General features: G+C 35.8%; 11 protein-coding genes. 2 read left to right on the top strand and 9 right to left on the bottom strand.

What is annotated here, in order from left to right:
- Positions 1-153: 153 nt before the first annotated feature.
- Positions 154-1,647 carry a tagaturonate epimerase family protein gene (locus tag BI350_RS14370; protein ID WP_075528767.1) on the bottom strand — a complete coding sequence of 498 codons (1,494 nt, stop codon included), beginning with the start codon at positions 1,645-1,647 and terminating at the stop codon, positions 154-156.
- A gap of 225 nt (positions 1,648-1,872) precedes the next feature.
- Here BI350_RS14370 and BI350_RS14375 point away from each other — a divergent pair, with 225 nt between their 5' ends.
- Positions 1,873-3,180 (top strand): hypothetical protein, encoded by a 1,308-nt coding sequence (locus BI350_RS14375; RefSeq protein WP_075528768.1) that lies wholly within the window; start codon positions 1,873-1,875, stop codon positions 3,178-3,180.
- A gap of 26 nt (positions 3,181-3,206) precedes the next feature.
- Here BI350_RS14375 and BI350_RS14380 read toward each other — a convergent pair whose 3' ends face one another.
- From BI350_RS14380 to BI350_RS14395, 4 genes are all read right to left on the bottom strand, one after another.
- Complete coding sequence (locus BI350_RS14380) at positions 3,207-3,860, bottom strand: rhamnogalacturonan acetylesterase (protein WP_075528769.1); 654 nt, start codon at positions 3,858-3,860, stop codon at positions 3,207-3,209.
- Between the two features lie 102 nt (positions 3,861-3,962).
- The gene (locus tag BI350_RS14385; RefSeq protein ID WP_075528770.1) at positions 3,963-5,246 is read right to left on the bottom strand and encodes a Gfo/Idh/MocA family oxidoreductase; all 1,284 of its coding nucleotides are present in this window, start codon (positions 5,244-5,246) and stop codon (positions 3,963-3,965) included.
- Positions 5,247-5,608: 362 nt separating this feature from the next.
- A complete protein-coding gene (locus BI350_RS14390; RefSeq protein WP_075528771.1) occupies positions 5,609-6,280 on the bottom strand; it encodes a YesL family protein in 672 nt (223 codons plus the stop codon).
- Positions 6,281-6,300: 20 nt separating this feature from the next.
- Positions 6,301-6,867 carry a hypothetical protein gene (locus tag BI350_RS14395; RefSeq protein ID WP_155767541.1) on the bottom strand — a complete coding sequence of 189 codons (567 nt, stop codon included), beginning with the start codon at positions 6,865-6,867 and terminating at the stop codon, positions 6,301-6,303.
- 247 nt (positions 6,868-7,114) lie between these two features.
- On the opposite strand from BI350_RS14395, the gene BI350_RS14400 reads away from it, so the two are divergent.
- On the top strand, positions 7,115-9,409 hold the full coding sequence (locus tag BI350_RS14400; protein WP_075528773.1) for a helix-turn-helix domain-containing protein: 2,295 nt from the start codon (positions 7,115-7,117) through the stop codon (positions 9,407-9,409).
- 39 nt (positions 9,410-9,448) lie between these two features.
- Here the strand turns inward: BI350_RS14400 and BI350_RS14405 are convergent, their stop codons facing one another.
- From BI350_RS14405 to BI350_RS14420, 4 genes are all read right to left on the bottom strand, one after another.
- The gene (locus BI350_RS14405) at positions 9,449-10,480 is read right to left on the bottom strand and encodes a dienelactone hydrolase family protein (protein WP_075528774.1); all 1,032 of its coding nucleotides are present in this window, start codon (positions 10,478-10,480) and stop codon (positions 9,449-9,451) included.
- A gap of 12 nt (positions 10,481-10,492) precedes the next feature.
- On the bottom strand, positions 10,493-11,368 hold the full coding sequence (locus tag BI350_RS14410) for a carbohydrate ABC transporter permease (RefSeq protein ID WP_075528775.1): 876 nt from the start codon (positions 11,366-11,368) through the stop codon (positions 10,493-10,495).
- Between the two features lie 15 nt (positions 11,369-11,383).
- Positions 11,384-12,367, bottom strand: a complete 984-nt coding sequence (locus BI350_RS14415; RefSeq protein WP_082295099.1) for an ABC transporter permease — start codon at positions 12,365-12,367, stop codon at positions 11,384-11,386.
- A 115-nt stretch (positions 12,368-12,482) separates the two neighbouring features.
- Positions 12,483-13,985: an extracellular solute-binding protein gene (locus BI350_RS14420; RefSeq protein WP_425423232.1), complete on the bottom strand. Its 1,503-nt coding sequence runs from the start codon at positions 13,983-13,985 to the stop codon at positions 12,483-12,485.
- Between the last annotated feature and the right edge of the window lie 83 nt (positions 13,986-14,068).

Consider the following 14,068-nt stretch of genomic DNA (forward strand, 5'->3'; position numbering starts at 1 on the left):
GATGTAAGCGTTTTACATTTCAAGCTTTTTTTTAATGTATATATTTTCGATTAATTTATGGGTGGTAAAATTAGATAATAGCCAAATTTAAAAGGTAAGAGAAAGTTTTTTCTCTTACCTTTACCCGCATATTGATAGAATGAAACGAAACGCTTACAGCCCTAATAATTCAATATGTTTACCAATATGGCTAACAAGCGCATCTCGATATTCTTCTTCATATTTATCTAATGTTTTGAAAAACTCATCTCTAAATAAAAATGTGTCGTTCTCCCCTTTAGCCGTTAAAAGAAGACCGTATGTTACGTGGAATAATTGACGCGCAGCATCATTATTCATGTACTCTGGTAGCTTGGCATCTTCGACATTTTCTAGTTTCTCGAAACTATTTAAGTCTGGTGTAACATGGTAGTACTTCAATGCTTCTTCAAAGTTCTCTAGTGCAAAAACATGCATTCTTCTGTAGAGGTCTGGATTCGTAGCCGCAATGACGCGAATTGCTTCCAACCAGTTTGTACCGGCTGTTTTGACATGAAATACACCTTTTGTATACTCGGCAATAATTGGGAATACCATGAATTTATCAGAACCTGAATGAATACTTAATTTGTATCCGAAGTGTTCTGCAATAAGTGCATGTTCACGAAGCTCAACTTCAAATTGTTCAACATCTCCAATATAATCGATTCCTTTTTGGAATTCACCACAGAATCTTGGTGCTAAACTAACTACTTTTACACCTCTGTTAATGAGTTCATTCGCAACAAAGAAATGAGAAATCGGTGATGTTACCGTTTCTGTTTCGTCAATTGAAATTTCAAAATCAATTGCGCGGTTTTCCTTACTTATATACTCATTATATACATGTGTAGTGTAGTCGATTGCTTTATCATAAAGTAAAACGTTCTTTTTTAACTCAGTCTCATCAAGTGTTAATGTTAGACCGTTCACTTCGAAAGTTTTTCCTAAATATTGTTCCATATAACGTTGCTTTACGACTTCTGACAGTGCATTGAACTTTTCATCTAGCACTTCTGGAGAAGCTTTTTCAATCGTATTATCGATATGGTCTGAACAATCCAATGTAATCATTGAAGCACCTAGCGACAAAGCATACTGAATGTCAGACTCTTCTTTAATATGGTCACCATCCGCACCATATCCGCCTTTATAGCCTTCTTGGAAAACTGCAAAAGCAGCTGCATCCAACATATCATTCATTGAGCGGTTTGTTAGTGTCAGTTCACGAATACTTTGTTGTGCCAAAACAGGTTTAATATTTTTCTCACGTACGGTTTCAATATGTCCGGGAGATGCAAGGCCTAAACGATCCCCTAATCCAATTGTTGCAATCTCAGTACCAAATGCTTGTGGAACCGTATAATCAAAGTATTTATTTAATACGAGGCGGTTTTCATATGTTAATGGACAAGCTTTCCCTTTTCCATCGACATCTGTTCCTGTTAATTCATCAAAAATTGCTCCTTCACCTGTAGCTAAAATAAATTTTTCACCAGAATTTTTCACCATTAATAGATGAACATTACCTTCGACAGTATATGATTTTTCATATACTTTAATTTGATTAGAATTGGATGGCAACTCACCTTTTGCCAATAATTCAATAGCAGGTAAAAATTGTTTCATATAGATCAATCCTTTACTTTTGGTATAATTTATAAATTTAACAATATAAACAGTTGCAGCACCAACGTATTAGATAGCGCTTTCATTTGAAATTCGAGCCTAATAACAACGTTGTTATTCAATCATAATTGATTTACAATGAAAGAGCAAGTCTATTAACAATTATTAATTTATCTAATTTGACATTTGAGAATAACAATATCTTTATGAAAGGAGATTGATAATATGACTCCGAATCAGGAAATCTCGTATCGAAAACTAACAGCGTTTTTTATTCCATTAGGTGTTTCTGCTAGTCTAACTTCAGTTACACATGTCATTATAAATGGGACGTTAAGTAGAGGAGATCATGCTGCCTTCATTATTGCTTGTTACGCGGTAGCAATGTCTTTATTTGGGATACTTGAAAGGCCTATGATTGTTTTTCGACAAACATCATCTACTTTAGTGTCCGGTAAAGATTCATTTAAATTAGTCGGGAAGTTTTTTTTATACGTTTCTGCTGTCTTAATGATAGTAAGTGCGATCATCGCATTTAGTCCGATTGGCAAATGGTTATACTTAAATATCTTCGGCGCAACGGATCAAATGGTTAAGGTAATTGCCATTACATTCCAGGCCCTTCTGCTAGTCATTATCCTTTCTGGCATTCGAGGATTATATCAAGGGATTATCATTATTCAGCATGCAACAAATTGGCTAACCATTGGTGTTGTTACTAGACTTATTGGAATGTTTTTGGCGGCTTATTTGTTTATACATTTTGATTTTATTACTAGTGTTACTGGTGCCATTATTTTCCTAGTCGGCATGCTGATTGAATGCTTGGTCAGTGTTTACAAAGGAAATAACATTTTAAACAAAGAATTAAAAGATGAAAATACATTAACTAAACGCGAAGTGTCGAAGTTTTATTTTCCAATGATGTATTATTTTTTATTACAAACAGTCCTTATCCCCGTAATTTATATTTTATTAGCAAAAGCAAATGAAATCGAAATAAGTATTGCTTCATTTGCGTTAGCTTTTAGTATTACAAATTTGATACTTGGCTTTTTCATGTACACCCATCAATTAGTCCTGCAATTTTATAAACACCATAAACAAAAAGTCATTCGATTTTTAATCATTATAAGTATCTTGCCTACTGTCCTGCTCTGCATCCTCTGCTATACGCCATTTGGATTGTTTTTTATGCAAAACATGATGGGCGCGGATTTGGAATTATCAACGGCAACAATAAGCGTACTCAAGTTTTTTATCATTAAGACATTAGTTTATCCGTGGGTTGATTTTCTGAATGGATTTTTAATGTTAAGCAGACAAACAAATAAAATGCTTTTTTCACAATTAGGAAACATAGCTACCGTTATCATGAGTTTATTAATTTTGCTGCAAATTTCACCGCAATTGAATGGTGTAAATGGTTCAATCGCTGCTTCTTTAGGCGAATTAACCGGCTTTATTATTGTGTGTATCATTGTTTATCGAATGAGTAAGTCGAAAAAACTAATAGAGAATGAAAAACATTAAAAATGTTGGATTAGGATTTAACTTTTTTATTTAATTAGCTGGTCTAAACCGTTTGGAAGCTCTATCAATTGTTCGCTAACTAATCGAGCCATGATATTGGCACCTCTTTCTGTAAAATGCGTGCAATCTGTTCCGTTTACAGAAAGCATATAAAGTTCTTGGGCCATTGTATAGCCAATTGAAGACAGGTATTGTACACCTATACTCATCAAGTCAATCAACAATACCTCATTTTCATTGGCTAATTCTTTCATAGCATTACAATACTCACTAAAATCAGGTGAAAACCGGTCTTGTACATAGTTAAGTCTTGCCACGGGCGTCAATAGGATAGGGATTGCTTTCTTGGATTTAGCCAAGTCGATATACTGTTTTAAATAGATTTGATAATCGCCATACGGTTCAGTAAAACGATCCGCACGGTTTCTAGTGGAATCATTATGACCAAATTGGATAAATAAATAATCGTTTTCCGCTATTTCCGAATCAATTCGAGACAAATGCCCTTCCGTAATGAAGGTTTTACTACTTAACCCGCCAACAGCATAGTTTTTAATCGTAACTGTTTTCGTTAAATAGTTTCCGAGAAATTGTCCCCACCCTGCTTGTGGATATTGACTTTTATCGTAGTTACGAACGGTGGAATCTCCAGCTAAGTAGATGGTTGGATTTCGATCCATGAAGCATCTCTCCTTTTTGTCCAATTTAAAGGGCAGATATACTGAGCATCCCTCTGTATATCTGCCCTTTTTATAATCAATTAAAAACTGTACAATATCAAATTAAAATTTAACTAAACCGTCAACTTTGACAGCCTGACCTGTCTTTAGGGACATGTTTCCTGCAATACCTGTTAGAATTGACGTTGCTCCGTCGATATGTGAAGCAGCACGGTTAAATTCATCTTCAGATGGCGTTCCAAAAAGATCTTCTAAAAGCAGTGGGTCTCCTCCCCCATGTCCGCCTTTCCCTTCCACAATTTCTACTTCATAAGGTTCGCCAAACATAGGCAGTACTTTAACCGATTTTTCTTTCAGCTTACCTTCATCACTCTTTGAACCACCTGAATTAATGTAAGACTGTTCACGTACTTGAACTTCAATCCTACCTTTACTTCCATTAAATGTAACGATAAACCCTTCCCACGGTAAATAAGCATTTAAGGAATATGTTAAAATCGCTTTATTTTTATACGTAACCATCACACCTAATGTATCTTCAATATCGATGCCGTCACCGAATACACTTTGATCGCGCTGATAGCCGTCTTCTTGTTCAGCATCTAAATACAATGCTTTTAAATGATCATTTTCTTCTAACTGAATGGCAAATGGATCATCTTTAGCATATTCACTTCCATGGGCACGCTGATAAAACTTTGTTTCTCCTCTTGCTTCCGCATTTTCTCTACCATAAAATCTGAGACCGCCAGTTGCATAAACAGTTTCTGGCGTTGTGTCCAACCAAAAATTCACTAAGTCAAAATGATGGGTTGATTTATGAACGAGCAAGCCGCCGCTGTTGTTTTTATTCCGGTGCCATCTGCGGAAATAATCGGCACCATGCTGTGTATCTAATGCCCATTCAAAGTTTACAGAATAAACATCACCAATCACACCATCTCTAATTAACTCTCTAATTTTCGTATTATGCGGTGCATAACGATAGTTAAATGTCACACGAACCTCTCGGCCTGTTCGGTTAATCGCGTCAATAATTTCCTGCGTTTTTTCAGCATCGACAGTCATTGGCTTTTCAGTAATGACATCACACCCTAACTCCAATGCCTTCACAATATATGTATGATGTGTTCGATCGACTGTTGTGACTATGACAATATCCGGTTTCTCGGTCTTAATCATTGTTTCAAACTCGCTTGCTAAATAAGTAGCGATTTTAGGATGGTCGTACTTTTCTTCTAATAGTTGATTGGAATAGTCCATTCTTGTCTGGTTGATATCACAAAAAGCGACTAGTTCACATGTATCTCTATAGTCTTCAACCATTGCTCCATAGAAAAACTCTGCTCTACCACCTGTACCAATTAACACATATTTCTTTCGCATGTTCTCATCTCCAATGTCTTTTTTTCTAATAAAGTCAATATCATAAATAAGGTATATCACGCTAAAATCCGAATAGTGTTGATTTCCGTTCCGGGCGGACGCTTTCCGTGGGGCCGGCGGTAAGCCTCCTCAGTCGCTTCGCTCCCTGCGGGGTCTTACCTGTCCGGCTAATCCCACAGGAGTCGCCGCCCTCCACTACAATCAACGGAACTAAAATTCTACCATTACCGGATTTATTTCCATAAATAATGTCCGTGAAATAAGCAATTATGAAACTAACCCTTTTATTTTCATCTTATTAAACTCATTACTAAATCTAGAAAAGTCTAATAAGTGATTCACCAAAATACTTTCAACAAAATTTACAGTACCTCTGCCATCTTTTGATCACGATGTTCTTGTTGTTCCTGGCTTTCACGAACCTGTTGCGCAATCTCCAATTTCCGTATGACTTTGTAAACGGTCCACATCATGACGTACGCTAGTAAACTCATACTGAAAAATGGAATGATGCCCGGGAATTTTATACATAAATAATATAATGAGTATGCACCGACACCCATAAGGGCCGTGTAATGTGGATGTGACACACCAATTAATAATGCATACTTTAAATACTGTGATATCTTCCAGTTGTAATGTACGTAGATTGGGAGTATATACAACAACATAATGACGTACAGGATGCCACAAATAAATATTCCGGTTCTTAGTACAGAAAATAAACCGCCTGTTGGTAAAAAGGTTAAATCAATATAAATGATATAGCCTATGAAAAACAATAACGCACCAAATAAGGTGGATTTGAAAAACTCCTTTTTGTAGGTTGACCAAAAGGTGCCAAATATCGGAATGTCATGTTCTCCCATTGTCCATTTCCGGGTGACTGTAAAAAGTGCGACTGTTGCAGGCATAAAACCGAAAATCCCTAATCCCAATAGCGTAAATCCAATCCATAATAAATTCGCATAGGCTAATCTGGAAATAATTTCACAGATTCTAAAAAAACGTCCAGTCATTCCTTCCAATTCCATGATAATCAGCTCCTTATTGTTTATTTACGAACCAATTCTTCCAGGATAGAAAAAGCCATTTCCTTACTCTTTGTATACTTTGGAATTACTGCAACAAGTTCTATCGGTTCAGAGTCGATTATAAATTCGTCACTATTGATCACGCGTAACGCATTTTTTAAAATGATTTCTTCATTCTCTACTTTGTCTATTTCTGCATCTGTAGTAAAAAGCTCCAATTCAATATCAGTTAGTTCAACAGCGTTTTCCTCAGTCATCAATGAGTCAAGTGAATGAAGTTCTTCAGAATCATAAGCCGTTCCAAGAATTGCACGATCCATGATGATTAGATCGCCCGAGTGGCTAACGATTTCTACAAGTAGTCTTTCTGCAACTGGTGGGTATCGATCAATTTTAAAATCTATCAAATTCACGTCATTATAATTTGTATGCGCTTCCAACTCTTCAAAAGCTATTGCCGGGACATTTGAAAATACTTGTATCCGAAATTGATTATCATCTTCTTTTTGACACCCTACTAAAAGAAATACAAAGCTCATTGAAAAAAAGACTCTTAATAGATAATTAAATTTTATAGAATAACTCATTGGATAACGCTCCCGAATCATAGTAATAAGACTAGCTTTCCTACTAAATCGTATAACATTAATCGTATTACATCCATAATCATATCAACTGATTAGACTGCAAATGCGGTTTTCTCGGTATTTGAACACAATATTACATAATGACTATTAATAAAAATATAAAATTTTATAGAAAAATACAAACATTATGATATAATTTGTTTACTAACCAAATCAAATATTCAATACAAAACTCGGGGGTATATTGATGAGGCACAATAAGCGTTTTTACTTTAAATTATTATCAATTCTCACCCTGCTTGCGACGTTACCTGTAATCATCGTCGGATTATTTTCTTACTTAAAGTCGTCAGAAATCATAGAGAAAAATATTGCGGAAGAAAAAGAACAAAGCATCTATCAAATTCAAACGAACTTTGAACAAACATTGCAAACCGCAGATCTATCTGTAACGACTTTTGTTACTTCCTATCAACTTCTGAAAGCTTTAGACGAGCCACTTACACCAAACCAGTTTCAACTTTATAATCAGTTGAAAAAGGAAATGAATCAGCTTCAGCGCTCAGATAGTGGCATTTCAGATTTGTTATTGGTCAGTTTTAATGAAGGTTGGCGTTTGAATAATAACGGACTTAAAAGAATTGAAACAAGTCATACAGAAAATATCATTGAAAAATATTCCTCTCTGCCTTATAAATCATCATGGTTACTTGAGAAAAAGGAACAAATTTTATTCGATTCCAGCGAAGGGACCAATTGCGATTTTTATATAAATCTCGTGAAAAAACTGCCATTGAATGCGAATTATAAAGGCGGAATTGCGATTGCCTACATACCTATTTGCGATTTTAATAATATTCTAGCGAGTAATCTAGACTCCGAAACAATCATTGTACTCGATGAAAACGATGTAGTCGTTGCCCATAGTGATTTATCGAATATTGGGGATGACCTTTCAGATGCGCCATTTATAATCGAATTAAATGCAATAAAGAGCGACTTTGGCCAATATGATTTAACATTAAATGAAAGCGATTACAAGGTAACCTTTAGAAAATCAGCCTATAATAATTGGACTTACCTCTCTATGATTAAAATAAGTGCGTTAAATGAACAATCCAACTCAATCGGATGGTTTACATTTATTACGACAACAATCATATTAATAGGGGTTATCATCTTCTCCTATATCGCATCCAGACGACTGTATGCGCCGATTAATAGACTGTCCCGTACGATAACTAGCCCGCCAGCAGGCACAATGAATGACTATAAAAATAGTGATGAATTTACAATTATTGAAAACCAAATAGTAGAAATGTTACAACAGAATGATGAATTGGAGATGAAACTTCAAGGTCAGGTAGTACAATTAAAACAATTTTTCATGACGCGACTCCTTCAAGGGAAATTATCAAATGAAGAGTTACAAAGTAAATTGCTCTCCTATGAATACCCGACGAGTTGGAAATACTTCACAGTACTTTCCCTTCAAGTCGATTCATTGGAAGATACCATGCATGACGTTGAAAATGAAGATTTACTATTATTTACAATCAATACGATGATTGAAGAGTCAATACTAGACAATCGTCGAATGACGCCAGTTGTCGTGAATAAAACGCAAGTGACTGTATTTCTAATGGATGAAGATTCGCATACTAGCATGACAGAATACATTTCAACTAGATTACAGGCAATTAAAACAAGAATTAAAGATGAGCTAGGCATCACAGTAAGTATCGGAATTAGTAAGAAATATACCCAATTAGAAGAAGCCCATCAAGGATTTAAAGAAAGTACTGAAGCCTTAAGGCACACGCTTACTTTAGGGCCCGATTCAATTATATTTTTTGATAACATACAAAGTGATTCTAGTTTCTTCACTTTTTATCCACGGCATATTGAAATTGAGCTATTCAATGCCATTAAAGCTGGCGATAAAGATAAAGTAGACCACTATTTGGATGAGCTCATTAATGCATTATTTAATGATAAGTTAAGCAATACGCAATATGAGATTGCGATTGTACGATTGTTAACAAATTTAATTGAACTGACCGAAACGCTCGGTGTAAATATTATGAAGTATGGTGGCCATAAATCGCTATTCGATCAATTATATGAATTCAGATCATTAACCGAAGTGATCAATTGGTTAAAGAGTCTAATCATCTATCCACTGATGGACAAGACCGAAGAGAGAATGCAATCACAATACAAAAATATTTCCGACGAGATTATTCATATCGTACAGCAAGAATATGATACTGATTTAACATTGAATTATATTGCCGAAAAACTGCACTATAATGCAAACTATTTAAGCAGTATCTTTCGTAAAGAAACAAATACTTCATTTAGTGAGTACCTGTCATTATATCGACTGAACATCGCTAAAAAGTGGTTAAGGGAAACAGATATCACTGTGAAAGAAATTGCAGAAAGACTGAATTATAATAACTCCCAAAACTTTATTCGTTCCTTTAAAAAAGTTGAAGGAACGACACCAGGAAGATATAGACAAAAGAATAAAGTTTAAATCGAAATACTACGACTGGACATTAAAACTAATCCACCATTATTGATAATGGTGGATTTCTTCGTTTAACTTCTGGATGAGCCAATCAAATGATTTTTCTCCACTTATTTCATGGCCGCCTTTAAACAGATGATAAGACAATAAATCTTCCACCCCAAACGAACGATAAATCTTTGTTAACTGCTCAATGGCCTCCAACGTCTTTTCTAGAGGGAAAAGATGATCCTCCATCCCCGCCTCGATAAACAATGCTCTTGGGGCGATTAACCCAATCAAATCCGGCATTTCCGCGTATTTTAATATGCCGGGAATATAGTTATCTAAACAGTGTCTTCTTGCCATAATACTTCCTTCAAAAGTATTCGCATAACCGCTCACAACAACAGCTTTTATTCTATCGTCAAGGGCGGATGTAAAGGCAGCGACAAGTCCTCCTCCTGAAATCCCCATACATCCTATCCTATCATTGTCAACTTCATCTAATGATTGTACATAATCAATCACTCTTCTACACTCTGCGACTCTAAGACCCGCTAATGTCTTGCCGTTAAGCAACAATTGACTAGCCATCATATAACAAGAATTGTCAGTAGGCGAACCAACGCCTTGGTCTTTTTGAAGTTTCCGATCCCCAAACCCAATTAACTCCGGAACGGCTACAATTACACCTTTTTTCACAAGTTCAATGGCAAAGTTCTGATGATAGCCTTTTTCTTTTAGCTTGGATCCATCTGGATTTAAACCAACAGCCTCTTTACTCCCGTACCCATGACCATGCAGTGCAATCACTGCTGGGTACTTAATTTCATGGCTGCCTTTCGGAATTAATAAATAAACAGGCATTTTTAAAAGACTGTCAGTTCTAATTTCAACTCGTAATCTATAATAGGTATCCATATCAACCTTTTCCAGTAAGGTTGGATGCAGATTTCCATTAGTAAATTGAAAATCTCCCAATGCTCTTTTAAATTTATCTTTCAAGTCATCTTGCCAATTTTTATCATAGATTTCACTATGGGCTTTTGTTGTTTCCTGATACAAAGCATTTAAATATTTATCGGCAGACCACATAGATACACCCCATTATTCTTTAATTGAACCTAGCAATGCACCTTTCGCAAAATGCTTCTGTAAGAATGGATAGACTAACAGAATCGGAATCGTTGCGACAACGATCACGGCCATTTTTACAGACTGTGACGGCGGCGGTACATCCGAATACTCAGCGCTATCATAAGCAATTCCGGTTGCCAATACGACAATTTGTCGAAGTAAAACTTGTACAGGCCATTTAGCTGCATCGCTTAAATATAAAATTGCATGCATATACGTATTCCAATAGGTAACCCCGTAAAAGAGTGAAATCGTCGCAATCGCAGGCAATGAGCATGGAATGACAATCCGAAATAAAATGCCAAAATCACCAGCGCCATCGATTTTCGCTGACTCTTCTAATCCAGCAGGTAAATTTTGAAAGAAAGTCTTTAAAATAATCATGTTAAAAACGTTAATGGATACTGGGATAATCAAGGCCGCTAACGAATCCAGTAATCCTGTTTTTTGTACGACGACGAACGTCGGGATAATCCCTCCATTAAAAAGCATCGTAAAGATGATAAAAAACATAATATATCGTCGACCCACGAGATCTTTACGAGATAATCCGTAAGCCGTCAGCGTTGATAAAAACATACTCCATAATGTCCCCACAACTGTTACAAAAATGGATACAAAGATTGCTTTCATAACCGTACCTGTAGAGAAGATATACTTATAAGCACTTAATGTAAATTTCGTTGGGAATATGAGGAAACTTTTTTCTGCGATTTCTGCGCCCGTTGCAAATGAGCTACCAATTACGTGAATAAAAGGTAACACGGTTATTAAAGCAATTAACGTTAGTAGTGTAGTGTTAATCAAATTAAAAATACGACTACTTAATGACTTGTCTACTATCATTGTAATGCCTCCTAATTAGTAAATTCCCTCTTCTCCGTTTTTCTTCGCTAGCCAGTTAGCAAATACAACCAATATTAATCCAACGACCCCTTTAAAAAGTCCGACCGCAGTTGCATAACTGAATTGTCCTTGACGTAATCCAGCGACATACACATACGTATCAAATATTTCTGCAACATGTCGGTTTGTTGAGTTCAATAGTAAATAAACATGTTCAAAACCTAATTCGAGTACGTCACCAATTTTTAAGATTAGAAGAATGATAATGACACTTTTAATTGCAGGCAGTGTGATATGCCACATTTGTCTAAATCGGTTTGCTCCGTCCATTTTTGCAGCTTCATATAACTGCGGATCAACAGATGCAATCGCTGCTAGGAAAATAATTGTTCCCCAACCAGCTTCTCGCCAAATAATTTGTAAAATATACATCGGTCTAAACCAGGAAGAATCTAATAAAAAGTTGATTTCCTTCAATCCAAAATTCTTTAATAATCCATTAATAATCCCACCGTCCAACGTTAACAAAACATAACTTATGGAAACGACAACAACCCAAGACATGAAATGGGGTAAATAAATCATTGTTTGAATGGTCTTTTTGTAATATTCTTTCCTAAGTTCATTTAACATTAACGATAGAATGATTGGGATTGGGAAATAGATTAAGATTTGCAATGCAAACAATACGAGTGTGTTTTTCAAGATCATCCAAAAATCGGACGATGTAAACAATCGCTTAAAATGCTCTAAACCGACCCATTCACTTCCGGCTATTCCCAAATAAGGTTTATAGTCCTGAAAGGCAATAATCATCCCAAACATTGGTATGTATTTGTAAATAAATAAATACAAAAGTCCCGGCGCAATCATTAAATAAATCATTTTGTTTTTGGCAATATTTTTGCGTAATTCACTTCTTTTCTTCTGTGACTCACTTCGTTTTCTTTCTTTTATTTCCGCCTTTGTCAAAGGAACCTGAATACTATTCATCTCCATCACTCCCCCTGTCGTTTTGTAATTCGTGATGAAATTTCATTTGTCTAGTCCACCTACTACCTAGAATAAAAAGTTAAAGAAAGGTCAAAAAGCGAACCTTTCTTTAACTTTTCAATTACCTTGAAGCATTAAACTCCTCTATAATTTTACTTCCACCTTCAGATTTCCATTTTTCAACTTGTTTTTCAAATCCTGCTTCATCAATTTCACCTAGCATGTAATTATACGTAGCGTCATTAATGATTTCTTGTAATCTTTCCCCGTCTCTTACATATGTTTCAGAATCTAATGTGATAGATGGGTCATGAATTAAATGATTGTTATTGATTAAAATTAATTCTTCTGCTTTTTGTCTTGGCTCATAATTGTGAAGGGATTCATATCTGCCGTTTGTTTCTGGCTCTCCAATCCCTAACATGTTATAAGCAAATACTTCTCTTTGAATTTTATCTTGATCCTCGTCAATGACAGCGAAGCCATCTTCAACTGTGTAGTGTTCACCCTCAACACCCCACTGAACTAGGTTTGAAAATTCAGGTGTCATCATTAAATCAAAGAAGGCTAAAATGTCTTTTAATTCTTCTTCCGTTTTTATTGCAGATTTAGGGAATAAAATTTCGTTATTATAACCCGGATTCGCCCAAATAGTGAACTCACCACTTGGTCCAGCAACTTCAGTATGCACGTCGTATTCCAAATCAGGATTTAGTTCAATTGCGTCATTGTAAAGTCCTAAAATATCAACAATTGCCCCTACATAAATACCAGCAGTTCCATTTTTAAACATCGCTTGCTGATCTTCTTTACTCGTAACTGGGAAATCCTGGTTCATATAGTGATTGTCTCTAAGGTCTTTGACAAAATTCATAGACTCCATATATTCAGGGAACATGAATTCAGGTAATAATTCTCCATCCTTCTCTCCCCAGTTATTCGGAGTCGCGTGCCATGAAGCAAGTGTTTTAAATAGACCGTAAATTAAGTCGCCTCTATCAGTTACACCAATTGTGTCATCCTTGCCATTGCCATCAGGATCGTCTTCTGTAAATGCTCTTGCCATCTCATAAAATTCTTCTACATTTTTTGGTGCTTCTAATCCTAAATTGTCTGCCCAATCCTTACGGTAAATCATCCCTTGTCGAGATAATGGTCTACCTTGGTAAAGCGAATAAACCTTTCCATCAACCATCGTATTCTGAACAACTTCTTCTTTTAACTTACTTAGATTTTCGAACTCATCAAAGTAAGCACCAATTTCCCAAAACTGTCCATCGCGGATGGCCCCTTTAAATTGGTCAACTTGATCTTGTCCCATCGTTACGGCCTGTGCGAATGTACCTGTAGAAAATGCTGTATTCAGTTTATCCGCATAGTTATTGTCTGGAACCCACTCAATCTCTAATTCAACATTCGCTTTTTCTTCTAGTAGTTTTAATAGTTTTTCGTCAGGTACTTCTGCAGTGTGAAGCTTCGTCATAATTGTAATCTTTGGCTTACCTTTTTCTTCTCCGCTTGCTTCGTCTTTTGAAGCACTATCTTCATCACTACATGCAACCATTAAAACGAATACGGCTAGCATTAAAAATAATGCAGAAACTCTTTTTCTCCAATTGCCCACAATGAACACCCCTTTTATTTTTCAATTCAGTGTAATCGTACGTCACCGTCTGCATATCGTATATAATCAGTTTCTCATACCCC

This window comes from Sporosarcina ureilytica (genome assembly GCF_001753205.1).
GTDB classification, from domain to species: Bacteria; Bacillota; Bacilli; order Bacillales_A; family Planococcaceae; genus Sporosarcina; species Sporosarcina ureilytica.